We start from the raw sequence: 24,191 nt of genomic DNA, 5'->3' as shown, positions 1-24,191 counted from the left end.
TGTCAGGAGCCGAAGAGCGATCCGAGGCTGCCGTTTCCACCTGCGGCCGCTGCGACGGTCACCGACTCCTGCACGGAGGACGCGGTGACGGTGCCGTTGCCCGAGTACTCGGCGGTGACGGTGCGCTGTCCCTCGGTCGCCGGGGTCCACTCGGTCGTGGCGGTGCCGTCGGCCCCGACCGGCGAGGTGCCGATGACGACGTCGCCGTCCTTGAAGGTCACGGTGCCGCCTGCGCCTGCCGGGCTCACCGTGGCCGTGATGGCGCCTGCCTTGCCGACCTGGGCATCGGTGACCGGGGCCAGCGCGATCGTGGACGGGACGATCCGCTCGGCGACCTGCACCGGGATCGTCGACGACTGGGAGGCCGCGGCAAATCCGGTGCCGAGGAAGTGCGCGGTGACGGTGCGGTTGCCTGCGACGGTGGGGATCCAGGCGAGGGTCGCCTTGCCTGCGGCGTCGAGCGCGGCCTCGCCGACCCTGGTTCCGGAGTCACGGAACTCGACGGTGTTGCCTGGCTCGGCGCCGGTGACGTAGGCGGTCAGGGTGCTCGGCACGCCGACGCGGGCGCCGGTGACGGCGGCGATGGAGGTGGCGGTGCCGGTCTTGCTCATGGTGATGGACGGGCCGCGGAGGGAGTTGGTGCCGCCGAGTGATCCGCCGTACTCCATGCCGGTGAGCAGGGCGGTGTCGCGGGCACAGTTCTTGCCCGCCCGGTAGCTGACGCTGAACACGGGGGTCTGGACGAAGCCGGGGCGATTCTGGACGACCCAGTCGGTGACGCCCCAGGCGGCGCGGACGTAGCCTCGCCCGTTGCCCTCGTCGACGACGACCTCGGGGCTGGCGACGGGCCGGTCGCCGCCGTTGCCGGTCATCTTCGCCGAGCCGGGGATGTAGGTCAGGCAGGACGGATGCCGGTCCTTGACGTTGTAGACGAACTCGTCGATCCAGCTGGTCCGGTCGAACTTCGTTGTCACGGTGACTGTTTCGCCGACCGCTGGAGTGGTGTTGCTGACGATCCGGGTGAAACGGGCGGCGCCTTCGTCCCAGGTGACCGTGCCCGGGGCCGCGCCGGCGATACCGCCGCCGAGGAGGGCGAGCGCGCCGACGGCGAGGGTGGTGGCCGCGCCTGCGGCGATGCCGCGTGCCATCGCATTTCGTGTCATGGTGCTCCTTGTTCGCTGTGGTGCGACCTCTCGACGTCGAGGCCGCAGGGTGAGCCCGACGGCCACTTCAGTCACCGGAGTTGACGAACCAACGGGTGCTGCTCGCGAGCCGGTCGTGGCGATACGCGGATAGTGTTCGACTGCAGCAACATCGCCTTCGCCGACGAGTGGCCGTCCCTCGATGGGGTCGAGGGACGGCCACTCGTCGGCGGACAGTGCAACGCCGTTCTTCCGGTATTCATTGCGGGAGAAAGGGTCTGCTGAACTGAGAGGTTCCGTTGTGGGTAATTACTATCACGCAGACCCGGCACCGTGGACGCAAAATTCGAAAACCCGGCGGCCAGCTCCAGTGGCACGGTCGGGAGCTGAATTGTGTATGACGAAAAGGATATTCGAATTGTGAGCGCCCGGCGATCGGGGCGGCTTGCGAGCCATTTCCATGACCATGTATTCGGCCGTCGGCCGCCCCGGTTCGGCTGCACGTCACCGCGTTCGTGTGCTCGTCGTCTCTCGCCCTCCCGTCACGTGTCGGATCCTGATGTGTCGCATGTGATTACGTGCACATTGGCAAACTCGATGGCTCCATGGCCCCGGGTGAGGCATTTCGGACTGCGAGACCCTGGTGGCCCGGCCGTGCGGCGTCGGAGTCGTCAGCTCGCGACCCGGCCGGGCTCGTCGATGGGCGAGTAGTGCGAGGCGTCGCCCGTCACGATGCGGCTGTGCTCGCCGTGGACGCCGACGGGGACGTCGCCGGCCAGCGTCACCCGGGTCAGGCGGCGGCGCTGACCGTCGTAGTCGTCGACGCCGTAGTGCTGGGTGGCGCGGTTGTCCCAGATGGCGACGTCGCCGTCGGCCCAGTTCCACCGGGTGGTGTGCTCGAGCTTCGTCACCCGCGCCTGCAGCAGGTTCAGCAGTGCGTGCGACTCGCTGGTGCTCAGGCCCACGAAGCCCTTGACGAAGTGGCCGAGCAGCAGTGCGCGTTCCCCGGTCTCGGGATGCACCCTCACGACGGGGTGCTCGGTCTCGTAGTGCGTGGACTGGAACTCCCTCCGGTAGTCCGCCGCGCCGGCGTCGACGGCGTTGGCGTCGAGGTGCGAAGTGCTGTTCGCCGCGTAGTCGTAGAGGTTGGTGTGGGTGGCCCACAGGTTCTCCACCAGTGACTTCAGTGGAGTGGGCAGCGAGTCGTAGGCGGCGACCGTCGACGCCCAGGCGGTGGAGCCGCCGTAGCTGGGCAGCACCTCGGCGCGCAGGATCGACGCCTTGGGGATCCGGTCGACGAAGCTGACGTCGGTGTGCCAGCTGTTCGCCCGGCCGAACTCGGAGTCGATCGGCAGGATGTGTTCCCCGCGGGAGGTGACGGTCGGGTGCGCGGTCGTGGGTTCGCCCAGCAACTGGGCGAACGCGAACTGGGCGGCCTCGTCGAGGTGTTGCTGGTCGCGGAAGAAGATCACCTTGTGCTCGAGCAGGGCCCGGCGGATCAGGCTGACGGTCGCCGGGGCGAGGTCCCCGCCGAGGGCGACGCCGTCGATCCGGGCGCCGATGTGCGAACCGAGCCGGACGACTGCGGGTGTCGTGGCGGCCGTCGCGGCGACGGGTGCGGAGGCGAAATCGATGGACATGGCGGGCCTTTCGTCGGTTTCGTGCCGATCTGATGCGACTGAGATTCCCACCGGCGGTGTGGCCGGCCAAGGGTTTCCGTCACCGTGATCGCAAGGGCCGGCGGAACGGGTTCGATTGGACAAATGCTCGGGAGGTGCTAGCTTTCTGGCCATGTCTTCCGGCCGGATCCCCGCACTGCGGGTCACCTACGTGACCGTCGCACTGGGATCCCGGCTGCCCCTGGCGCGCGAACTCTGTTGTTCGCCTCGCGGTATCTCTCACTGACCCGCGCCGCTCCCTCCTGCACGTCCAACCTCGCTCCGACCGGGCTCCATGCCCGTGTCGTTGGCTGACGGATCGACGTCTGTGCAGGCGAGCGCGCTTCCACTCGCCGCAACGGCGTGTCCCGCCAGGGACGAAGTGCAAGGAATCCACGTGCTCACCTCAGCTCCGCCGATCCCGGCCGGCCGGACCAGGTCATCCCTGAGTCCGGCGCACCGTCCCAGTCCGGCAAACCGTCCCGGCGCCCTCGGCCGAGGCGGGACGCCGATCCGACCGGTACCCCGCTCCCACGTCCGGGCAGTACCCCCCGACCTGCGAATAGCCGACACCCCGGTCGCCGCCGTGCTCCGCGTCGCCTGCGAGCGCGGGCCGCTCGCCCGGGACGAGGCCGCGAAGGCCACCGGTCTGAGCGTCGCCACGGTGAACCGACAGGTCACCGCGCTGCTTGGCGAGGGCCTGCTGCGCGAGCGTGCCGACCTGACCTCGTCCGGCGCGGTGGGCCGACCCCGGATCCCATTCGAGGTCAACCACGAGCCGTACCTCACCGTCGGCATCCACATCGGTGCGCTGGTCACCGGGATCGTCGCCGTCGACCTCCGCGGCAGGGTGCTTGGCGCGGTGGAGATCCCGACCCCGACGTCCGGTCAGGACGAGGCCCTGACGCAGATCGCGCGGAGTGCTCGGCAGTTCGCTGCGCGCTGGCGCGGCCGGCAGGCGCTGTGGGTCGGTGTGGCCCTCGGCGGACGGGTCGACGCCGCAACCGGTCGCGCGGACCACCCGCGACTCGGGTGGCACGAGGCGCCGGTCGCCGAGATCGTCGGGGCGGGACTCGGGCTCCCGGTCTCGGTCGCCGACCACGTCGAGGCCATGGCGGCCTCCGAGTTGCTGCTCGCCTCGCAGCGCCCCGGCGCCGCAGGCACCGCCGGGTCCAGCCTGTACTTCTACGCCAGGGAGACAGCCGGCGTCGCGGTCACCATCGACGGCCGGGTGCACACCCCGTCGGGGGGACCCGGCTCGATCGTGCACCTGCCCACCGGCTCGTCGGCGCGCTGCTCCTGCGGCGCGACCGGATGCCTCGAGGCCACCGTCAGCGATCGCGCGGTGGTCGCTGCCGCCGTGGCGGCGGGCATCCTCACCGGGGCCGGGACCCGGCCCACCGTCGCCGACGTGTATCGGGCCGCGCAGGCGGGATCAATTCCGGCACACGAGATCCTGGTCGAGCGCGCGCGGATTCTCGGCCGGACCGTGGCCGTGCTCCGGGACCTGTTCAACCCGGACCGGGTGATCCTGGGCGGCCAGGCGTTCACCGAGTACCCGGCCGGCATCCCGCACGTCGCGGACGCCTTTGCCCAGGCCTCGGCGCTCGCGCGCAAGGACATCCGGATCACCGGGTTCGGCAACAGGGTCCAGGAGCACGCCGCCGCGGTGGTCTCGCTCAGTGCCCTCTACTCCGACCCGCTCGCCTCCATCCGCAGGGCAACCCTCCGATGAGCCCTCCGCTGTCGTCGGCCTCGACCGCCTGACGTCCTACCGGGGTGCGGGTCTGACCGTCGCGCTGGTCCTCCGGGACCCGGCGGCGCGACCTCGGAAATCCGGGGTGCTGGGGGTCTGTCGCCGGCCGCTGCGGTCGGCGACAGACCCCCACACTGTGTCGGCTGTCAGCTGCTGGAACCGAATCCGTCGAGGCTGCCGGTGCCGCCGGTGCCGCCGTCGGCGGGTGCGACGATCACCGATTCCTGGTCGGAGGACGCGTTGACGGTGCCGTTGCCCGAGTACTCGGCGGTGACGGTGCTCTGGCCCGCGGTTGCCGGGGTCCACTCGGTGGTGGCGGTGCCGTCGGCTCCGACGGGTGCGGTGCCGATGACGGTGCCGCCGTTCTTGAAGGTGACGGTCCCGCCTGCGTCGGCGGGGTCGACCTTCGCCGTCAGGGGGGTGGCCTTGCCGACGGTGGCGCCGCCGACGGGGTTGAGGGTGGTGGTCGAGTCGGTGCTGGAGGCGGGCGCCTCGGCGACGGTGATCTGTCCGGTGGTGGTCGATCCGGTGACGCCGTCCCGGCCGGAGAAGGTGGCGGTGAGGGTGTGCGCGCCTGCCGCGGCGGGCACCCACTGGTAGGCGACCTTCCCGTCGGCGCCGACCGGCAGCGTCGCCAGTGCGGTGGTGCCGTCGCGGAGTTCGACGGTGCCGCCTGCCGCGGTCGGGCTGACCGTGGCGGTGACCGTGGAGGCGCGGCCGACCTGTGCGCCGGTGACCGGCGTGAGCGCGATCGTCGAGGTGATGTTCTGCTCGGCGACCTGCACGGTCACCGGCGTCGACTGGGACGCGGTGGCGAACGCGGTGTCGGCGAAGTACGCGGCGAGGGCGTGGCTGCCCCGGATGGTGGGTGTCCAGGCGAGGGTCGCGGTGCCGCCGGCGTCGAGGGGTGCGTGGCCGATAGTGGTTGCGGCGTCGCGGAACTCGATGGTGTCGCCCGGTGCGCCGCCGGTCACGGTGGCGGTCAGGGTGCTCGGCACGCCGACGCGGGCGTCGGTGACGGGAGCGAGTGTGGTCGTGGTGCCGGTCTTGGCCATCGTGATCGACGGGCCCTTGGTGCCGTAGTTGCCACTGCCGAGGGACCCGCCGTAGTCCATGCCGGTGGCCAGCGCGGTGCCGCGCGCGCAGCTCGGGCCGACCTTGTAGTCGACGCTGAACGTGGGCGAGGCATGGAAGCCCGGGCGATTCTGGACCACCCAGGAGGTGACGCCCCAGGAGGCGCGGACGTAGCCGGTCCCGTTGCCCTCGTCGGCCTTGACCTCGTCGGTGTTGGTCGGGGAGCCGCCCATCTTGGCCGAGCCAGGGACGTAGGTCAGGCAGGACGGGTGGCGGTCCTTGACGTTGTAGATGAACTCGTCGACCCAGCTGGTCCGGTCGAACTTCGTTGTCACGGTGACGGTGTCGCCGACCGAGGGCGTGGTGTTGCTGACGGTCCGGGTGAAGCGGGAGCTGCCGTCGTCCCAGGTGATCGATCCGGGCGCGGCGCCGGCGACGCCTGCGCCGAAGGCGGCAAGTACGCCGAGGGTCAGTGTCGTCGCCGCGCCGGCGGCGATCCCGCGGGTCATCGCTCGTGAGGTCATCGTCTTCCTTAGGTCGCTGGTGTGCGACATCGAGGTCGCAGCGTTGGGGTGTGCAGGACCGGGGCTCGGCGCCGCGGTGGTCGCGGCGCCGAGCTCCGGGGCCGGGCGTCTAGCTGCCGTAGTTCTCGAGGACTCGGGTGATGGTGTCGCCGAGGACATCGCTGACCGAGCCGGTGGAGCTCAGCTGGCCTTCGGCGGACCCGAGTCCGGCGCCGTCGAGGCTGCCGAGCGCGGCCTCGCCCGCGCTCTTGGCCCGCGCGGTGAAGCACGAGGTGAGGCCGGACATGTTGGTCCCGACGCCGACGGTGCCGCTGACGTCGATGCCACCGCTGGTGACGCGCGTGCCGGGCGCGATGTTGCCGGGCACCCGGTAGGTGAACTCGGCGGTCACCGGGTTGCCGGAGTTGACGAACCACCCGGTGCTGCTCACGCGCCAGCCGCCGTCCCCGTTCGGGACCGGGGTGACGTCGTCGGTGACCTGCCCCTGAGCCAAGTGGTAGGCGGTGACCGTTGCCGAGACGGGGGCGCCGAACCCTGCGGGGGCGTAGTCGCGGATGGTGTTGACGTACGGGTTTCCGATGCCGGTGGTGCCGACGACGATCTTGTAGGTGACATTGGTTCCGCCTGCGGCCTCGGCCACCGAGACGGTCTTGTCGTAGGTGTGGGTCACCCACACCGTGCTCCAGTCGTTCTTGGTGTCGTGGCTGGACTGGACGCACGCCGGGTCGGCGGCGTTCGCGACGCCGGCTCCGACCCCGGCGACGAGCAGGCCGGCAGGAAGAGCAGCTACCGCCGCGAGAGCGGCGATACGGCGGACTGTGTTCGAAGACATGTGTTCCCTAACTTCTCGCTGGTGCGGTCACGCCGAAGTGCTGACCGCGTACTCGTCACGTGACAGGGTCGGATCGCCTGCCCGCGTTCAACCTGTCGCCCGCCTCTTCTGGGCGGTGACATCGATGGGCGACAAACCGTTTGCCGAACGGCGCCGAGCCGGTGTGGGCCCCGCTGCGCACCGGCCCGGACCCGTCCGCTGAGGGGTGCGGCAACTTCGCCGCGGAGCGGACCTCCCCGGCAGGTCCCGAGGACCGAAGTTGGGGTCGACGGCGTGGCCATTGTTTCTCCTTGAATCCTTCTCGGGGGAAATTGGTCCGCAGGGATCGGAGGTTCGGTTGGGCGGGTAATTAATATCACGGAAACTGGGCTCCGTGGACGCGAAATTCGAAACCTGGAACGCGGCCCAGAGGGATCGTTGCGGATCGTAATGTAATGGATGAAATTGAATTCGGATCGCGTTCATCTGGAATTCAGAATCGCCCCGCGGGCAGGGCCGCTTTTCCGACTGGTTGCCCGCTCTCGGGGTCAATCCGGCCTCGGTGGATGCGGGTGAGCGTCGCCGGCGAGGGGTCGTCCGCCGGAATTCGCATTTCGGGTTGAATTGCGTGCCGTGCCGGGCGGCGTGAACAGTTCTTCGGTCAGGTTTGTGGGTCAATTCGGCCGGGAAGGAATGGCCGTCGGTCGACTCGATGTCGTATTCGGTGAGCATTCCCGTTGTCGGTCGCCGAACTCGGTGCCGGTCGCGCGGGCGGGTCGGCGCTTCGTGCGCCGGCACATGCGTTGCCACGGGCGGCCGCTTGCAGAGACTCGTGCGGGTCAGCGCGCGACGCTCGGCGCTCGGTCGGGTGGACCGGCGCATTCATCGACCCGGGTCGTCGGTTCCGGACCCGGGTATTCCTTGAGTCAGACCCTATGGTGGGGCGCCTCGGAACAGAAACACTTGTTCCACACGGATTGACAAGATTCCGTTGTCAGTAGGGGATCAACGGGGGTATCCGACGGTCGCCGAAGTCCGGTTCCTGCAGCTTCTTCACCAGCTCCGGCTGCGCGTCGCGCACGCGCCGGGCGACGTCGACGAACGAGCGCACCAACGCCGAGTCGTTGTCGCGGTGCCAGGCCACCGCGACCTCGTTCGGTGCGTCGCCGACAATCGGCACCAGCGTCACTCCCGGATAGGGGATCCAGCGGGCGCACGCGGCCGTCACCACGATGCCCACGCCCGCCGCCACCTTCTGGTACTCCTCGAGCACCGTGGTCGAGCGGGACGCCACCTGCACCGGCGGCCCTCCGCCGCGATGGGCGTCGAGCTCCCAGTACGCATTCCACACCGGGTCGGTGCACGCCGCCCCGAGAATCGGCTCCTCGATCAGCTCGGCCACGTCGACGGAGGCGCGGTCGGCGAGCGGATGGTCGGCGCGCAGCATCACCACGCGGGGCTCGGCGAACAGCGGCGCGAAATCGACTCCGTCGGTCGTGAGCGGACGACGCAGGAACGCCACGTCCACCGAGCGGTCGGTCATTCCGGCGGACGGATCGTCGTAGTTGAACTGGCGCATCTCCACCGTCACGCCGGGATGGTGATCGCGGAAGGCGGACAGGATCGGCTCGGTCAGCATCAGGGCCGCGCCCTCGAGGAATCCCAGCACCAGTCGCTCGTGTTCGCTGCGTTGCATCGACCGGGCGCGCTCGGCGGCGTCGTCGAGAGCCACCAGTAGCGCGCCGATGTCCTCGAGGAATGCGGCACCGGCAGCGGTCAGGGTCACGCTGCGCGTGGTTCGGGTCAGCAGTACCACGCCGAGGGTCTGCTCGAGTTGCTTGACCTGCGCGCTCAGGGCCTGCTGCGCGATGTGCAGTCGCTGTGCGGCGCGGGTGAAGCTCAACTCCTCGGCGACGGCGACGAAGTAGCGAAGCTGACGTGTCTGGAGCTCCATGGCGCGAGTGTATGCAGAATCGACGGTCGCGGGGCGGGGTCGGCGGGTTGCCGGTCCGGGCCGCCCGGCCGAAGGGAGACCCGGTCAGCGCGGTACGGGCGGGGCGTCGGTGGCATCGGCCGGTGCCCCACGCCGGACGGCCTCGGCGCGGGATCGCTCCAGCCCGCCGTGCTCGAGCGCGGCGAGCGTGGACTGTCCCGACCAGACCTCTCGGCCGCGTCGGCGCACCGTGACGCGCATCCGGGCACCGAGGTGCTCGATCGCGCCCGCGACGTTGCGGCGCTCGGCGGGCAGCGGCACCGGCAGCACGTGCGCATCGTCGAGGGGGCCGTGGCCCTCGATGTCCACGCTCCAGTTCGGGCTGCGCCCGTGCAGGATCCAGTGCTCGTCGGTGACGTCGGCGCGGACCGGGGAGAGCACCGGGTGGACGAGCCGCAGCAGCCGGCCGTCCGGCAGGCGCACCACCACGGCGGTGGCCTCGGTGCGCAGCGGTCCGGCGCTGACCTGCCCGCCAGCGAACGCCACGCAGGCGCCGGGTTCGGCGAAGTCCTGCGCCTGGCCCCACCACCACGAGTCCGGGAATCCGCCTCGGCCCCAGTTCTTCTCGGCGTACACCCGCGCGCCGTCCAGGTCCCACTCCTGGCCACCCAGCACGGCGTGACCCTCGGCCAGGCCGCCGAGCAGCCAGGGATGCCAGTACTGGTTGAGCCCGGGAACCGACTGGAAGACACCGGAACCGCCGAACCCTCGACGCGGCCAGGGCGTCGGATTCGTGATCCGCACGTCGAGTCGGGCATCGGGCCCGAGGTCCACCCGGAGGCTGTCTCGATCGCCGCGGAACGCATCGCCGGCGTGCGCGCCGAGACGGTGCGGATCGGCCCGGCCGGTCGGGTGGGCGGCGGTGCGCAGGAAGCCGTTCGGGTGACCGGCCAGTCCGAGCGTCGCCCAGTGCCCGTCGGCCGCGCGGTTGACCCCGCACAGCGCGATCACCACCCGGCCGGTCTCGGGGAGGGTGAACCGCCAGAAGTAGCCCTCCATGGCGACGCCGTGGGCGGGCAGCAGGTCTCCGAACGGCAGGTCGGCGCCGGTGGCGCGGTAGCGGTCGAGCAGACGCGACATCGACTCACGGTAGCCCGCGGCGCCCGGTTCGGCAGGGCGAGTGTGCGCCGAACGATCCGGCCCGGCGGGTTCCCGACGTCCCCGTCAGTCTCCCGGTGTCGCAGCGATTCCCGACGTCACGCGATTCCTGATGTCACAGGGGCGATGCGGCGAGCACGGCCTGCGACTGGGTGACCTGGGCTACCAGGCGATCCTCGTCGTCGCGTACCTCGACGAGGATCGCGACGGTGCTGCGACCGACGTGCAACGGCCTGGCGGTCGCGGTGGCGGTGCCCTTGCGGATGCCGCGGGTGAAGACGGTGTTCGAGCTCGTGGTGGACGTTGCCGATCCCGCCGGGATGTTGAGGAAGGCGCAGACCGCGCCGACGGTGTCCGCGAGGGTCATCAGCGCGCCGCCGTGCATGGCGGGCCCGGCGGTGGTGCGCTGCTGACTCCAGTCCAGGTGGCCGACGGTCGCGGCGGGAGTGGCCGCGGTCAACCGGATTCCGGTGTGCACGGCGAACGGCATCGTGGCAAGCAACTCGTCGGGTGTCATGCGTGCAGGCTACGTCGGATGGCGGTGCAGCACAGTTGCTTACGCCCGGAGGTTCCGAGGGGCTTCGGCTCAGGGTCCGAGTTCGCCGAGTACGGCATGGGACTGCGTCACCTGCGAGACCAGCCGGCCTTCGTCGTCGGTGATGTCGATCGAGACCAGCACCGTCTTGCGGCCGACATGGAGCGGGCGCGCGGTGGCGGTGACTGCCCCGCGGCGCACCTGGCGGGCGAAGACGGCGTTGGACGCCGTCGTCACCCGGGACGCGCCCGACGGGATGTTGAGGTACGCCGAGACCGCGCCGACGGTGTCGGCCAGGGTGGTCAGGGCGCCGCCGTGCATGATCTGGCCCGTCGTGGTGACGTCCTCGCTCCAGGCGAGGTTGCCGACGACCTCGGCGGTGTTTGCAGAGAGAAGTTTGATGCCGGATTTCACGGCGAACGGCATGGTGGCCAACATCTCGTGCAGGTCCATGAATCGATGCTAGTCCGGCTCGCGCCGGACCCCCGGCAATAGGCTTGTCGCCGTGAGTCGTATGTCGCAGGAGACAGACCGTTGGATCGTCCCGCACCTCGACCGGTCGGCGCTGCTGGTGATCGACACCCAGCGTGACTTCGCCGACGGCGGGGCGAGTCCGATCGCCGGGACCAGCGCGGTCCTGCCCGCGATCGCCCGGTTGGTGTCGGCCTACCGCGCCGCGTCGCGGCCGATCGTCCACGTGGTGCGCCTGTACGCGGGCGAGGACGTGGACCTGGTCCGGCGTACCGCGCTGGCGGCGGGTGCCGGGATCGCCCGACCCGGTGCAGCGGGGTCGCAGGTGGTGCCGGCGTTGACGGTGCCGGACCTGGATCCCGACCTGCTCCTCGCCGGTGGCCGGCAAGTGGTCTCGCCGACCGAGTCGGTGCTGTTCAAGCCTCGGTGGAGTGCCTTCCACCGGACCCGGCTCGAGGGGCACCTCGCCGGACTCGGGGTCGACACGGTGGTGGTCGCAGGCTGCAACTACCCGAACTGTCCGCGGGCGACGATCTTCGGGGCGAGCGAGCGTGACCTGCGGGTGTTGATCGCGGCCGACGCCGTCTCCGGCATCGACGACCGGCACCTCGAGGAGGCCGGGCGGATCGGGGCGGTGCACGCCGACGTGGACGAGATCGTCGCCGCGCTCGGCTGAGATCCACGCCGTAGGCGCGCCCCGATCATCGCGCCCGCCAGCCCTTCCCGCCGAGCCTGCGCCGGGCTATCGTGCACTCGTGATGACCGGTCAGGCCTCGAGCCGCACACAGACGGGCGAACCGGTCGATCCCTGACTGCGCCATCGGCGCGGCACCGCCGGCCCCGGGCACCTCCGAAGCGCGTGGATTTCCCTCCGTCCACTGCTCACCATCTTTGGAGACCCCATGCCTGCACGTTTCAACCACACGATCATCGCGGCCAAGAACGCATCCGAGTCGGCCGCCTACTACAAGGACCTGCTCGAGGCCGCCGACGCGCCCTCCTGGGGAGTGTTCACGAACCTGACCATCGCCGACGGCGTGCTGCTTCAGTTCGCCGAACCGCCGATCGACTTCCCGCCGCAGCACTACGCGTTCCTCGTGACGGGCCGCCATTTCGCCGAGGCGCGGCAGCGGCTCGTGGACGCCGATCGGGACTACTGGGCGGACCCCCAGCGCACCAGGGTCAACGAGATCAGCGACGAGGACGGCGGCCAGCGGCTCTACACGCTCGATCCCGCCGGCCATTTCCTGGAGCTGCTCACCGAGCCCTACCTGTGACGGTCCTTCCGCGGGACGCCGCACCGGCGGGTCTCGCATCGGTGATCGGCCGGGGCCCCCGGTGTCCGATGTGCGACGAATCTGCCCGGCGTGCGTGCCGCAGGCGAAGTTGACCAACCGACCCTCGTAGGGTGCAACGCATGAGCATCCGTGAGGCAGTGAGCATCGACGGCACGTCCATCGTCTACCGGGTCACGGGCGCGCCGGGGGCCCGGCCGCTCGTCCTGCTGCACGGCTGGGCGCAGTCACTGGACTGCTGGGGCGAGTCGGTCCTCGACGCGCTCGCCGAGCGGTACCGGGTGATCGCCGTCGACCTCCGCGGTCACGGCTACTCGGGTGCACCGGCAACCGGGTACGACGACTCGAAGGTGTGGGCCGGCGACGTCGCCGCCGTGCTGGAGTCCGAGTCGATCGAGTCCGGTGCGGTGCTGCTCGGCTGGTCGTACGGCGGCCTGGTGGTGTGCGACTACCTCGCCGAGTGCGGGGTCGACGCCGTGGCCGCGGTGGTCCTGGTCGGCGCCATCACCAGCATCGGTCCCGGTCAGAAGGGTGGCCGCGTCGGGTCCGCGATGCGGGAGGCGATCCCGGCGGCGATGTCGGAGGACGCAGGCGAGGCGATCCGCGCGCTGGGCGGCTTCGGCAGCGCGCTCACCGGTCAGGCCGACGGCAAGGGCGCGCAGGCGCAGGCGTTGTTCGGCGAGAGCCTGTCCACCCGGCCCCGGGTGCGCGCCGCGCTGTTCGCGCGGGCGATCGGCCACGACGACCTGCTGGCCGGTCTCGACCTCCCCGTCCTGGTGCTGCACGGCACCTCGGACACGGTGGTCGACGTGTCCGCCGCCCGCCACGCGGTGGACCTGTTGCCCAATGCCACCGCCTCGTACTGGGAAGGCTGCAACCACGGCCCGTTCGTCGAGGACCCCGAGCGGTTCGTCGCCGAGGTGAGCGAGTTCGTCGACGCGCTGGGCTGATCCGCACCCCGGGTACCGCGTCGCACCCGCAGCCGCCGGTGCGACGCGGGCAACCCGGGTGTGGCGGGCGCCCTCAGCGGGTCAGTGGTCGTGACTGCGCCACCCCGGTCAGCTTGTCGGGGTTGCGCACCAGGTAGATCCCCGAGACCAGGGCGTCGGTGACCTCGAACATGGCCACGGTGTCCAGGTGCTCGCCCGAGTAGATCAGCACCGACGGCAGGGAGTTGAACAGCCCCACCTCGAACCTCAGGTCGGCAGGCCCGGTCCGGGCGAGTCCGGCCATGAAGCGGGCCACCCGCTCCCGGCCCACGACGGGCCTGCGTGCGGCGTTGACCTTGCCGCCGCCGTCCGAGATCTCGACGACGTCGGGCGCCATCAGGTCCATCAGGGCCTGGATGTCGCCGGTGACCGCGGCGGAGAGGAACTGGCCGGCCAGCTCCTGCGCCGCCGCGGAACTCGGCTCGAATCGCCTGCGCCTGGAAAGGACGTGCGACCGGGCGCGGTGCGAGGTCTGCCGCACCGCCGCCTCCGACTTGCCGACCGCCTCGGCCACCTCGCGATGACTGAACCCGAACACCTCCCGCAGCACGAACACCGCGCGTTCGTCGGGGCTGAGCGTCTCGAGCACCAGCAGCATCGCCATCGACACCGACTCGGCGAGGAGCGCGTCCTCGGAGGCGTCGGGCCCGGTGCGGATCGGTTCGGGCAGCCAGCTCCCCACGTAGTCCTCGCGCCTGCGTCCGGCCGACCGCAGCTGGTTCAGGGCCTGCCGGGTGACGACCTGCGCCAGGTAGGCGCGGGGATTGTCGATGCAGGCCGGATCCGCCTCCGACCACCGGAGGTAGCTGTCCTGCAGCGCATCCTCCGCGTCCGCGGCGCTGCCGAGGATCTCGTAGGCGATGGTGAACAGCAGCGGCCGGTACTCGGTGAACACCTCTGCGGGGCTCACGCCGACGTGCCCTGAGGCTGCCCGGCCGGCGTGGGACCGGAGACCGGCCACCGGACGGCGGACCCGCGGGTGCCCACTCCCCAGCGGGCGGACCGGCAGATCAGTTCCTTGACCACCGCCGCGGTGCGGCCGCCGAGCGCGACGCTGCGGGGGCTGTCGTCGGCGTGGACGAGCTGGACCACGCCCGCCCGCCGGCCCAGGCTGATGCACTGCGACGCGAAACCCATCGACAGCGGCCGCGGCGCCTGCCCGCCGAGCAGGGCGAGCGCCGTGTCGGCGCCGTGCGCGCCGAGCGGGATCGCGGCCTGGCAGCTCATCCGGATGTGCCCGGCGACCCGCGCGGGCGGCGCGACGGCGTCGCCGACGCCGATCACGTTCGGGTGCCCGAGGCACACCAGGTTCTCGTCGGTCCGCAACCGGCCGGCATCGTCGACCGGCAGGCTGCTGCGCCGGGCCAGGTCCGGCACCCCGAAGGCGCCCGCCCAGATCGTGCAGTCGCTGGCCAGGTCGGTGCCGTCCGCCAGCACGACGCGACCGGGCTCGGCGCGGAGCATCCGACTGCCCGCGTGCACCTCGACGCCGAGGCGGGCGAGCGTGCGGGTGACGCCGCGGCGGCCGCGGTCGGACAGGCCCTCGGCCACCGGACCGGAGGACACCAGTCGCACCGTCAGGCCCGGGAACCGTTCGGCGATCTCGGCGGAGGTCTCGACGCCGGTCAGCCCGCCGCCCACGACCACCACGCTCGAGCCGGCGGTCAGCTCCCGCAGCCGGGACCGGAGCCGGTTGGCGTCCTCGAGGTCGCCGACCGTGTGCGTGTGCTCGGCGCCGACCCCGCGGACGGACCGGCTGCCCACCGCGTAGACGAGGACGTCGAAGTCGAGGGATCCGCCGTCGTCGAGGACCACCGCGGCGTCGGTGATCTCCTCGACGCTCGCGATCCGGAGACGCACGGCGGGGTCCAGGATTCCGGACAGCGCATGGGTGGCGCCCGTCCCGTCCGTCGCGTGCTGGTGCAGCCGGACGCGCTCGACGAACTCGGACCGCGGGTTGACCACGGTGACGGTGACGCCGGGGCGGCGCGCGGCCTGGATCCGGTTCGCCGCGATCACCCCCGCGTAGCCCGCACCGACCACCACGACCTGCCTGGACGAGACTTCGCTGGATCGGGTTCCGTGTGAACTGGATCGATTTCCGTGTGACGCAGTCATGGCGCTTCCTCCCTCGACGAGTGGGTCTTCACCATCTAGACACCGCGGCGACCTGGAATGTGACAGCCCCGGGGGAGAGCTGGGTCACAGTCGTTCGCCCGGTAGCACCGCACCCCCGCGCGCGGCCGTGCGGTGCTGGGTGTGGCGGCCCCGCCCGCAGGGGGCAAGATGGGGTCGTGACGCCAGCGCATAACCATCGGTTGCGGAGGGTGGCCGTTCTGTCGGTCCACACCTCCCCATTGGCTCAACCGGGGACCGGGGACGCGGGCGGGATGAACGTCTACGTCCTGCAGAGCGCCCTGCGACTCGCCGAGCGCGGCGTCGAGGTGGAAATCTTCACCCGGGCCACCTCCTCCGCGGACGCCCCGGTGGTCGAGGCCGCGCCCGGCGTCCTGGTCCGCAACGTGGTCGCCGGACCGTTCGAGGGCCTCGACAAGCACGACCTGCCCACGCAGCTGTGCGCGTTCACGGCCGGGGTGCTGCGCGAGGAGGCGCACCACCCGCCGGGCTACTACGACCTGGTGCACTCGCACTACTGGCTCTCCGGGCAGGTGGGCTGGCTGGCCCGCGACCGGTGGGGAGTGCCGTTGGTGCACACCGCGCACACCCTGGCCGCGGTCAAGAACGCGGCGCTCGCCGAGGGTGACACCCCGGAACCGGCCGCCCGGCAGATCGGCGAGCAGCAGGTGGTCGCGGAGGCCGACCGGCTGATCACCAACACCGCGGACGAGGCAGGCAAGCTGGTCGAGGTCTACGGCGCCGACCCCGGCCGGATCGACGTGGTGGCGCCCGGCGCCGACCTCTCGCGCTACCGCCCGGGCGACCGCGCCGCCGCCCGCGCCGAGATCGGCCTGGACCCGGACGAGTTGATCGTCACCTTCGTCGGTCGCATCCAGCCGCTCAAGGCCCCCGACGTGCTGCTGCGCGCCGCCGCCGAACTGATGGCCCGCCAGCCCGGGCTGCCGGTGCGGGTGGTGGTGGTCGGCGGGCCGTCGGGCACCGGGCTCGACCGGCCCGACTCGCTGATCGAACTCGCCGCCGCCCTCGGCATCGCGGACCGGGTGACCTTCCTGCCGCCGCAGCCGCCCGACCGGCTCGCGCAGGTCTACCGGGCCTCGGACCTCGTCGCGGTGCCCAGCTACTCGGAGTCCTTCGGACTGGTGGCGCTAGAGGCCCAGGCCTGCGGCACCCCGGTGGTCGCGGCCGACGTCGGCGGGCTCGGGGTCGCGGTCCGCGGCGGGGAGACCGGCCTGTTGGTGGACGGACACCGCACCGACGACTGGGCCGATGCGCTGCAGGCACTGCTCAACGACCGCGGTCGGCTGGCGGAGATGGCGCGCCGGGCGCCGCTGCACGCCGCGAACTTCTCCTGGGAGCACACCGCGGACGGGCTGCTGCAGAGCTACCGACGGGCCGTCGCGGGCTACCGCCCGCAGGCGGACCTCGCGCAGCGCCGCGGCCGCGGACTGTGGAAGCTGCGACGACTGGGAGTGCGCACGTGAACGAGACCGTCACGCTGATCGACGCCGCATTGGCCGAACGGGGCCTGGACTACTCCAGGCCGGACGAGCACCAGTTCGTCGTCGAGCTGCCGGGGGAGCGCAAGCTCAAGACCTCCTGCCTGCTCAGCGTCGGCAACCACGGGGTGCGGGTCGAGGCGTTCGTCTGCCGCAACCCCGACGAGAACTTCGAGGGCGTCTACCGCTACCTGCTGCGCCGCAACCGTCGGCTCTACGGCGTGCACTACACGATCGACCGGGCCGGCGACATCTACCTGGTCGGCCGGATCTCCACGCACGCCGTCACCGGCGACGAGCTGGACCGGGTGCTCGGTCAGGTGCTCGAGGCCGCGGACGGCGACTTCAACCTGCTGCTCGAGCTCGGTTTCGCCGGTTCGATCCGGCGCGAGTGGGCGTGGCGGGTCTCCCGCGGGGAGTCGTTGGCGAACCTCGAGGCCTTCGAGCACCTGATCGACGAGGGAGCCCGGCCCGACGGCGCACCCGCAGCCGACGGCGCGCCCGACGGCGCGCCCGACCGCGTGCCCGGGGCCGTTCCCGGCCTCGACTGACTGCCTACCTCGCCACGCCGCGGCCGGACGCCCGGTCAACCGGCGTCGGGCGGCGTCATGTCGAGTCGCACGCCCAGCAGCCGGACCTCGCGGTCGTGGTCGAGCCGCTCGGTCAGTGCGGCGGCGGCGTCCGCGATCACCGTCGGGTCCAGCGTCGGCTCCGCCAACGGGCGGCCGGTGGTGTGCGTCTCGAACGGCGCGTACCGGACCTTCAGCGTCACCCGCACCGCCGCCCGTCCCTCGGCCAGCAGGTCCTCGGTGACCCGCCGGGCCAGCGAGCGCACCTCGGCCGTCACCCGGCCGGGGTCGGTGAGGTTGTGCTGAAAGGTGGTCTCCCGGCCGTGGCCGCGCGCCACCCACGCCGCGTCGCTCACCTCGGTCTCGCCGATCCCGCGGCCGAGCCGGTGCAGCCACGGCCCGATGGTGGGGCCGAGTGCGTCGGCCAGCGCGCCGTCGGTGGCGTCGGCCAGGTCCCGGACGGTGCGGATGCCCAGCGCGGCAAGCTTCTTCGCGGTCTTGGCGCCGACGCCCCAGAGCGCCGCGGTGTCCCGTGCGCCCATCACCTCGAACCAGTTCTCGGCGGTCAACCGGAACACCCCGCGCGGCTTCCCGAATCCCGTCGCGATCTTCGCCCGCAGCGTGTTGTCGCCGATCCCCACCGAGCAGTGCAGCGCGGTGGCCGCGAGCACCGCGGCCTGTGCCCGCCGCGCGAAGGTCTCCGGGTCGCCGGTCCGCACGCCGAGGAAGGCCTCGTCCCAGCCCAGCACCTCGACCACAGCGTCGAGTCCGCGCAGCGTCGCCATCACCGACCCCGAGGCGGCGGTGTAGGCCTCGCCGTCGACGGGTAGGAACACCGCATCGGTGATGCCGCGGGTGGCGAGCCTGCGGGCGGCGACCCGCAGCGGCATCCCCGACCTGATCCCGAACTCGCGTGCCTCGTAGGACGCCGTCGAGACCACGCCGCGTTCGGTGGGGTCGCCGCGGCCGCCGACGATCACCGGGCGGCCGCGCAGTTCGGGGCGGCGCAGCACCTCGACCGCGGCGACGAACTGGTCGAGGTCGACGTGCAGCACCCAGCGGTCGCGCGGCGAGGCACCCATCCACCCAGTGTGCGGTGCGGGATGGTCGCCGGCCAGCAGGGCGACTCTCCCCGCCTGCCGGCAGCCCGCCCGGCGTCTAGTGCGCCGCGGCGTCGAGGGCGGCGAGATATCCGTAGACGATCGCGGGACCGATGGTCGCTCCGGGGCCGGCGTAGGTGTGGCCCATGACCGGTGAGCTGGTGTTGCCCGCGGCGTACAGACCGGCGATGACGGTGCCGTCCGCACGCAACGCCCGACCCGTGCTGTCGGTGTCGACTCCGCCCTTGGTGCCGAGGTCGCCGGGAACCATCTGCGCGGCATAGAACGGCGCCTTGGTGAGTTCGCCGAGGCTGGGGTTGGGCTTGTTCGAGATGTCCCCGTAGTAGTGCTCGTACCTGCTCTCGCCACGGTGAAAGTCGGGGTCGGTGCCGGCGCGCGCGTGCGCGTTGAACCGTTCGACGGTGGCGGTGAGGGAGTCGGCCGGAACGCCGATCCGCTCGGCGAGTTCGGCGACTGTCCCGGCGGACGTGATGGCCCCGGATCGCATCCAGGAACGGGGGAGCGGCCGGCGGGCGGTGACACCGGCGAACAGGTAGCGGTCGCGGTAGGTCTGGTCGAAGATCAGCCACGCGGGGACGTTCTCGGCAGGGCCCTCGCCCTGCCCGTGCGGGCCGCCGAGCATGCGGTGGGTCGCCTCGACGTACGGGAGCGACTCGTTCATGAAGCGGACCCCGCGGTCGTTGACCATCACGCTGCGGGGCAGCGAGCGTTCGGCGAGGGCGAACCACGGGCCCTTGGGCAGGGGGATGGACGGAGCCCACCAGGCGTCGTCCATGTAGGAGACGGTGGCCCCGACGCGCTGTGCTGCGGTGATCCCGTCGCCGGTGTTGGTCGGGGCGCCGAGGGTCCACGACGCCGAGACCGGCTCGCGCTGGTACTTCTGCCGCATCTCGGGGTTGCTCTCGAATCCGCCGCAGGCCAGCACCACGCCGCGGCGGGCGCGGAGGGTGGTTCGGGTTCCGCCACTTTCGAGGACCACACCGACCACCCGGTCGCCCTCGGTGACCAGGTCGGTCATCGCGGTGCCCAGCCGGACCGGGACCCCGGCGGCGCGCACGCCGAGCATCAGCTCGGCCATCAGCGCGGAGCCCAGTCCGATCAGCTTCTTGCCGCGGACCTTGCCGGCCATGGTCCGTGCGCCGACCCGCAGCATTCGGACCGGGCCGCGCCAGGTCCGCAGACCGGTGCTCAGCCACCGGTAGTCGGACTGCTTGACGACCACGCCGAGCGGGGCCTTCGTGTAGGACGGGTGCAGGGTCGAGAGGTCGTCTCCCAGCGCGCGGGCGTCGAACGGCAGCGGCTCGACCGATCGTCCGGTCGCCCGCCCCCCGGGAGCCTCCGGGAAGTAGTCCGAGTAACCCTTCACCCACTCCAGCTTCAACGGCGAGTTCTCGATCAGGAAGTCCAGGGCCTCGGGGCCGCGGTCGATGTAGGCGTCGATCCGTTCGGCATCGGCGTCCTCGCCGACGATGCTGGTGAGATAGGTTCTCGCGGCCTCGATGTCGTCAGCGGGCGCTTGCCGCCGCAGCACCGAGTTCCCGGGGATCCACACCCCTCCGCCGGAGCGGGCGGACGACCCGCCCCAGTACTGCGACTTCTCGACGATGACGGCGGTCAGGCCGTTCCTGGCGGCGGTGATGGCGGCTGCCATCCCGGCGGCGCCGGATCCGACCACGACCAGATCGACGGTCTCGTCGGATCCGCTGGGGTGCTGTGTCACTTCTCGAACCTCCGTGTTGTTCTCGGTCGTCGACTGGTGTCGTGCGGTCGGTCAGTCTCGGTATTTCGGCTCGGCCGTGTGGGCGCGCCAGCGGTCGTGGAGGACCGCGCTGACGGCGCCTTCGACGCAGACGGGGAGCGAGCCACCCCGGTTCTGCGAGCCGCGCAGCCACTGCCGGTAGCCGAACTCGGCGGCGGCGAGCATCAGGTGCACCAGCAGCCCCGGGTTGCTGTCGGTGTCGGGATCACACGCCATGCGTAGCGCGACGAGTTCGATCAGCCTGGACCGGTGTTCCGGCGTGATCAGCGCGACGCGGTCCATCAGGTGCGGCGCGGTGCAGAACGCGGTGCGCCACTGCTCGGTCTCGGTGGCCGCGAGCGTGGTGGAACGCTCGAGGATCGCCCGCGCGAGCGCCACGTCGGCCGGTTCCGACACCGGCCGCTCCTCGACCAGCGCGACGATGCCCGCGCCGCCCTCGCGCACCGGATCCAGCAGCAGGTCGTCCTTGCTGCGCACGTGCCGGAAGTACGTGCTCGGCGAGATGCCCGCGGCGTCCGCGATCTGCTCCGTCGTCACCGCGTCGTAGCCGTCGCGGGCGAACAGGGTGAAGGCGGCGCGCTGAATGTCCGCGCGGACCTGACGTCGTTGCCGTTCGCGAAGGGACATCCCGGGCTCCTCCCGATGGTGTGGGTCTGCGACGACGGATGCGCCGCGATCTCTCCACACGATTTAGTGAGAGTATCTCCATGCTTGATAGTCACTGTCAATATTCGAGTTAATGTCACCTTCGGTCCGCAGACTCTGGTCGGCGGTTCGGACAGTGCGTCAGGTCGGCTCTGGCCGACGCTCGTCGCAGGGGCGTCGGCGGGCGTGTCAGGATTGACCGCATGAGTACCGGAACCCTTGTGCTGCTCCGCCACGGCGAGAGCGAATGGAATGCGCTGAACCTGTTCACCGGCTGGGTGGACGTCCACCTCACCGACAAGGGCATCGGGGAGGGCAAGCGGGCGGGCGAGCTCCTCAAGGAGCACGACCTGCTGCCCGACGTGCTGTACACCTCGCTGCTGCGCCGCGCGATCAACACCGCCAACCTGGCCCTCGACGCCGCCGACCGGCACTGGATCCCGGTCGTGCGCGACTGGCGTCTGAACGAGCGGCACTACGGCGCCCTGCAAGGCAAGAACAAGGCCCAGACCAAGGCCGAGTACGGCGACGACCAGTTCATGCTCTGGCGTCGCAGCTACGACACCCCGCCGCCTGCCATCGAGGCGGGCAGCGAGTACAGCCAGGACACCGACCCGCAGTACGCCGACATCGGCGAGGTCCCGCTGACCGAGTGCCTGCTCGACGTGGTCAAGCGGCTCATCCCGTACTGGGAGGACACCATCTCCCAGGACCTGAAGGCAGGCAAGACCGTCCTCGTCACCGCACACGGCAACTCGCTGCGCGCGCTGGTCAAGCACCTCGACGGCATCTCCGACGAGGACATCGCCGGCGTGAACATCCCCACCGGGATCCCGCTGCGCTACGACCTCGACGAGAACCTGAAGCCGATCAACAGGGGCGGCACCTACCTCGACCCCGCGGCCGCCGCCGCCGGTGCCGCGGCCGTCGCCAACCAGGGCGCGAAGTAGCAACACGATGTTCCGGTCCCGGGCCCTCGCAGACACCGCGCGGGGCCCGGGCGAACGTCGGGTGAACGACAGGGAAACGGGGTTCGGCGCCCCCGTGACGTGCAGAGAAATGCCCGAACCCGCCTTCGGTAGGGGTTCGTCGAACCGTACGATTCAATTGTGAACATCGTTCAGGCCGTGTCGTTGGCCGTGGTCGCCGCGCTGGCCGGCTACCTCGTGGGCGCGGTGCTGATCCCGCGGCTGCGACGCCGCTACGCCCGACGCGAGGCGCAGCGGGCCGGCCTGACCATGTCCCAGGTGCTCGACCTGATCGTGCTCGCCTCGCACTCCGGGATCGCGGTCGTCGACAGTTTCCAGGACGTGGTCCTGTTCAATCCCCGCGCCGAGGAGCTCGGACTGGTCCGCAACCGGATGGTCGACCAGCGGGCCTGGGTGGCCGCCGCGCGGGTCCTCGACACCGGCGAGACCGTCGAGATCGACCTGAGCCTGAACAGCCCGGGCCGGGGACGCAACCGGATCGCGGTCCGGGGGGTGGCGCGACTGCTCAGCGAGGAGGACCGCCGCTTCGTCGTGCTGTTCGCCGACGACGACTCCGAGCAGGTCCGGATGGAGGCCACCCGCCGCGACTTCGTCGCCAACGTCAGCCACGAACTCAAGACCCCGGTCGGTGCGATGGGCCTGTTGGCCGAGGCGCTGCTCGAGTCCGCCGACGACCCGGAGTCGGTCCGGCACTTCGGCGAGCGGGTGCTGGGTGAGTCGAAGCGCCTCGGCAACATGGTCAGCGAGCTGATCGCGCTCTCCCGCCTGCAGGGTGCGGAGAAGCTGCCCGACCTCGAGGTCGTCGACGTCGACGAGCTGATCGAGGAGGCGCTGCGCCGCTCGCGGGTGACGGCGGAGGCGGCCGGCATCACGGTGACCGCGGATCGGCCGAGCGGGCTCGAGATGCTCGGCGACCGCACCCTTCTGGTCACCGCGCTGTCGAACCTCGTGGAGAACGCGATCGCGTACTCGCCGGCGGGTTCGCCGGTCTCGGTCAGCCGCAGCCGCCGCGGCGATCAGGTGGCCATCGCCGTCACCGACCGCGGCATCGGCATCGACAAGGCCGACCAGGAGCGGGTCTTCGAACGCTTCTTCCGGGTGGACAAGGCGCGGGCCCGCGCGACGGGCGGCACCGGGCTGGGGCTGGCGATCGCCAAGCACGTCGCGGCCAACCACAACGGCTCGATCACGCTGTGGAGCAAGCCGGGCACCGGTTCCACCTTCACCCTGTTCGTGCCCGGGCACCAGGAGGCCGACGTCGACGACGAGCTGCTCGTCGACGGCGAGGCCCCGGCCCGGACCGTCACCCCCGAACCCACCGCTGCACCGGACAAGACCGAATCGACTGACCACGCAACGCGGCCGCGAGCCGCGACGAACCTGGAGGCCAACCGATGACGAATGTGCTGATCGTGGAGGACGAGGAGTCGCTGGCCGACCCCCTGGCGTTCCTGCTCCGCAAGGAAGGCTTTGAGGTGACGATCGCAGGCGACGGCCCGTCCGCGCTGGCCGAGTTCGACCGGGCCGGCGCCGACATCGTGCTGCTCGACGTGATGCTGCCGGGGATGAGCGGCACCGACGTGTGCAAGCAGTTGCGGGCCCGGTCGGGGGTGCCGGTGATCATGGTGACCGCCCGAGACAGCGAGATCGACAAGGTGGTCGGGCTGGAACTGGGGGCCGACGACTACGTCACCAAGCCGTACTCGGCGCGTGAGCTGATCGCCCGGATCCGCGCGGTCCTGCGCCGCGGCGTCGACAGCGAGGTCGACGGGGACTCGGCCGACGACGTGCTCGCGGCCGGGCCGGTGCGGATGGACGTGGACCGGCACACCGTGCTGGTCAACGGCGATGTGGTCCAGTTGCCGCTCAAGGAGTTCGACCTGCTCGAGTACCTGCTGCGCAACTCCGGTCGGGTGCTCACCCGCGGTCAGCTGATCGACCGGGTCTGGGGTGCGGACTACGTCGGGGACACCAAGACCCTCGACGTGCACGTCAAGAGGCTTCGCTCGAAGATCGAGGCCGACCCGGCGAAGCCCGCGCACCTGGTCACCGTCCGAGGCCTGGGGTACAAGCTCGAGGGCTGAGCGCGACCGGTACAGACGCGGCGCCGGGCCCGTCCCGAACTCC

22 protein-coding genes are annotated in these 24,191 nt (G+C 71.2%); 9 read left to right on the top strand and 13 right to left on the bottom strand.

Annotation, left to right across the window (positions count from 1 at the left end):
• Window positions 1-2: 2 nt before the first annotated feature.
• Together ACFO6S_RS15970 and ACFO6S_RS15965 are read right to left on the bottom strand one after the other, a co-directional pair.
• Window positions 3-1,163 (bottom strand): Ig-like domain-containing protein, encoded by a 1,161-nt coding sequence (locus ACFO6S_RS15970; RefSeq protein WP_378418583.1) that lies wholly within the window; start codon window positions 1,161-1,163, stop codon window positions 3-5.
• 650 nt (window positions 1,164-1,813) lie between these two features.
• The gene (locus ACFO6S_RS15965; protein WP_378418582.1) at window positions 1,814-2,782 is read right to left on the bottom strand and encodes a TauD/TfdA dioxygenase family protein; all 969 of its coding nucleotides are present in this window, start codon (window positions 2,780-2,782) and stop codon (window positions 1,814-1,816) included.
• 529 nt (window positions 2,783-3,311) lie between these two features.
• On the opposite strand from ACFO6S_RS15965, the gene ACFO6S_RS15960 reads away from it, so the two are divergent.
• Window positions 3,312-4,535: an ROK family transcriptional regulator gene (locus ACFO6S_RS15960; protein ID WP_378418727.1), complete on the top strand. Its 1,224-nt coding sequence runs from the start codon at window positions 3,312-3,314 to the stop codon at window positions 4,533-4,535.
• Window positions 4,536-4,702: 167 nt separating this feature from the next.
• Here ACFO6S_RS15960 and ACFO6S_RS15955 read toward each other — a convergent pair whose 3' ends face one another.
• From ACFO6S_RS15955 to ACFO6S_RS15930, 6 genes are all read right to left on the bottom strand, one after another.
• On the bottom strand, window positions 4,703-6,154 hold the full coding sequence (locus ACFO6S_RS15955) for an Ig-like domain-containing protein (protein WP_378418580.1): 1,452 nt from the start codon (window positions 6,152-6,154) through the stop codon (window positions 4,703-4,705).
• Between the two features lie 109 nt (window positions 6,155-6,263).
• Window positions 6,264-6,986 carry a hypothetical protein gene (locus tag ACFO6S_RS15950; RefSeq protein WP_378418578.1) on the bottom strand — a complete coding sequence of 241 codons (723 nt, stop codon included), beginning with the start codon at window positions 6,984-6,986 and terminating at the stop codon, window positions 6,264-6,266.
• Between the two features lie 973 nt (window positions 6,987-7,959).
• Complete coding sequence (locus tag ACFO6S_RS15945; RefSeq protein ID WP_378418576.1) at window positions 7,960-8,919, bottom strand: LysR family transcriptional regulator; 960 nt, start codon at window positions 8,917-8,919, stop codon at window positions 7,960-7,962.
• 84 nt (window positions 8,920-9,003) lie between these two features.
• Window positions 9,004-10,038 (bottom strand): tocopherol cyclase family protein, encoded by a 1,035-nt coding sequence (locus ACFO6S_RS15940; protein WP_378418574.1) that lies wholly within the window; start codon window positions 10,036-10,038, stop codon window positions 9,004-9,006.
• 133 nt (window positions 10,039-10,171) lie between these two features.
• Window positions 10,172-10,573, bottom strand: coding sequence for a PaaI family thioesterase (locus ACFO6S_RS15935; protein ID WP_378418573.1), 402 nt, complete (start codon window positions 10,571-10,573; stop codon window positions 10,172-10,174).
• Between the two features lie 69 nt (window positions 10,574-10,642).
• On the bottom strand, window positions 10,643-11,044 hold the full coding sequence (locus tag ACFO6S_RS15930) for a PaaI family thioesterase (protein WP_378418571.1): 402 nt from the start codon (window positions 11,042-11,044) through the stop codon (window positions 10,643-10,645).
• Window positions 11,045-11,105: 61 nt separating this feature from the next.
• Here ACFO6S_RS15930 and ACFO6S_RS15925 point away from each other — a divergent pair, with 61 nt between their 5' ends.
• The 3 genes from ACFO6S_RS15925 (at window position 11,106) to ACFO6S_RS15915 (ending at window position 13,307) form a co-directional block, all read left to right on the top strand.
• Complete coding sequence (locus ACFO6S_RS15925; protein ID WP_378418725.1) at window positions 11,106-11,738, top strand: cysteine hydrolase family protein; 633 nt, start codon at window positions 11,106-11,108, stop codon at window positions 11,736-11,738.
• A gap of 226 nt (window positions 11,739-11,964) precedes the next feature.
• Complete coding sequence (locus tag ACFO6S_RS15920) at window positions 11,965-12,339, top strand: VOC family protein (protein ID WP_378418570.1); 375 nt, start codon at window positions 11,965-11,967, stop codon at window positions 12,337-12,339.
• A gap of 140 nt (window positions 12,340-12,479) precedes the next feature.
• Window positions 12,480-13,307 (top strand): alpha/beta fold hydrolase, encoded by an 828-nt coding sequence (locus ACFO6S_RS15915; protein ID WP_378418569.1) that lies wholly within the window; start codon window positions 12,480-12,482, stop codon window positions 13,305-13,307.
• Between the two features lie 73 nt (window positions 13,308-13,380).
• Here ACFO6S_RS15915 and ACFO6S_RS15910 read toward each other — a convergent pair whose 3' ends face one another.
• Both ACFO6S_RS15910 and ACFO6S_RS15905 read right to left on the bottom strand, forming a co-directional pair.
• On the bottom strand, window positions 13,381-14,256 hold the full coding sequence (locus ACFO6S_RS15910; RefSeq protein ID WP_378418567.1) for an RNA polymerase sigma-70 factor: 876 nt from the start codon (window positions 14,254-14,256) through the stop codon (window positions 13,381-13,383).
• Window positions 14,253-15,464, bottom strand: a complete 1,212-nt coding sequence (locus ACFO6S_RS15905) for an NAD(P)/FAD-dependent oxidoreductase (protein ID WP_378418566.1) — start codon at window positions 15,462-15,464, stop codon at window positions 14,253-14,255. The genes ACFO6S_RS15910 and ACFO6S_RS15905 overlap by 4 nt, the downstream gene beginning before the upstream one ends.
• A gap of 176 nt (window positions 15,465-15,640) precedes the next feature.
• Between ACFO6S_RS15905 and mshA the strand changes: the two genes are divergently transcribed.
• Both mshA and ACFO6S_RS15895 read left to right on the top strand, forming a co-directional pair.
• Entirely contained in the window at window positions 15,641-16,966 is a 1,326-nt protein-coding gene (gene mshA / locus ACFO6S_RS15900; RefSeq protein WP_378418565.1) for a D-inositol-3-phosphate glycosyltransferase, read from the top strand.
• On the top strand, window positions 16,963-17,532 hold the full coding sequence (locus ACFO6S_RS15895) for a type III secretion system chaperone family protein (RefSeq protein ID WP_378418562.1): 570 nt from the start codon (window positions 16,963-16,965) through the stop codon (window positions 17,530-17,532). Before mshA ends, ACFO6S_RS15895 begins: the two co-directional genes overlap by 4 nt.
• A 35-nt stretch (window positions 17,533-17,567) precedes the next feature.
• On the opposite strand, the gene ACFO6S_RS15890 is transcribed toward ACFO6S_RS15895, so the two are convergent.
• From ACFO6S_RS15890 to ACFO6S_RS15880, 3 genes are all read right to left on the bottom strand, one after another.
• The gene (locus ACFO6S_RS15890) at window positions 17,568-18,632 is read right to left on the bottom strand and encodes a DNA polymerase IV (RefSeq protein WP_378418561.1); all 1,065 of its coding nucleotides are present in this window, start codon (window positions 18,630-18,632) and stop codon (window positions 17,568-17,570) included.
• Between the two features lie 76 nt (window positions 18,633-18,708).
• The gene (gene kstD, locus ACFO6S_RS15885) at window positions 18,709-20,391 is read right to left on the bottom strand and encodes a 3-oxosteroid 1-dehydrogenase (RefSeq protein ID WP_378418559.1); all 1,683 of its coding nucleotides are present in this window, start codon (window positions 20,389-20,391) and stop codon (window positions 18,709-18,711) included.
• A 51-nt stretch (window positions 20,392-20,442) separates the two neighbouring features.
• On the bottom strand, window positions 20,443-21,057 hold the full coding sequence (locus ACFO6S_RS15880) for a TetR/AcrR family transcriptional regulator (protein WP_378418557.1): 615 nt from the start codon (window positions 21,055-21,057) through the stop codon (window positions 20,443-20,445).
• Window positions 21,058-21,269: 212 nt separating this feature from the next.
• Between ACFO6S_RS15880 and ACFO6S_RS15875 the strand changes: the two genes are divergently transcribed.
• The 3 genes from ACFO6S_RS15875 (at window position 21,270) to ACFO6S_RS15865 (ending at window position 24,148) form a co-directional block, all read left to right on the top strand.
• Window positions 21,270-22,025 (top strand): phosphoglyceromutase, encoded by a 756-nt coding sequence (locus tag ACFO6S_RS15875; protein ID WP_378418724.1) that lies wholly within the window; start codon window positions 21,270-21,272, stop codon window positions 22,023-22,025.
• Window positions 22,026-22,184: 159 nt separating this feature from the next.
• Complete coding sequence (locus ACFO6S_RS15870; RefSeq protein ID WP_378418555.1) at window positions 22,185-23,462, top strand: sensor histidine kinase; 1,278 nt, start codon at window positions 22,185-22,187, stop codon at window positions 23,460-23,462.
• On the top strand, window positions 23,459-24,148 hold the full coding sequence (locus tag ACFO6S_RS15865) for a response regulator (RefSeq protein ID WP_378418553.1): 690 nt from the start codon (window positions 23,459-23,461) through the stop codon (window positions 24,146-24,148). Before ACFO6S_RS15870 ends, ACFO6S_RS15865 begins: the two co-directional genes overlap by 4 nt.
• Window positions 24,149-24,191: the final 43 nt, after the last annotated feature.

It is taken from the genome of Rhodococcus kronopolitis, assembly GCF_042654025.1.
In the GTDB taxonomy this organism is placed as follows: Bacteria; Actinomycetota; Actinomycetes; order Mycobacteriales; family Mycobacteriaceae; genus Rhodococcus_G; species Rhodococcus_G kronopolitis.
This window is presented reverse-complemented; position numbering and strand designations above follow the sequence as displayed.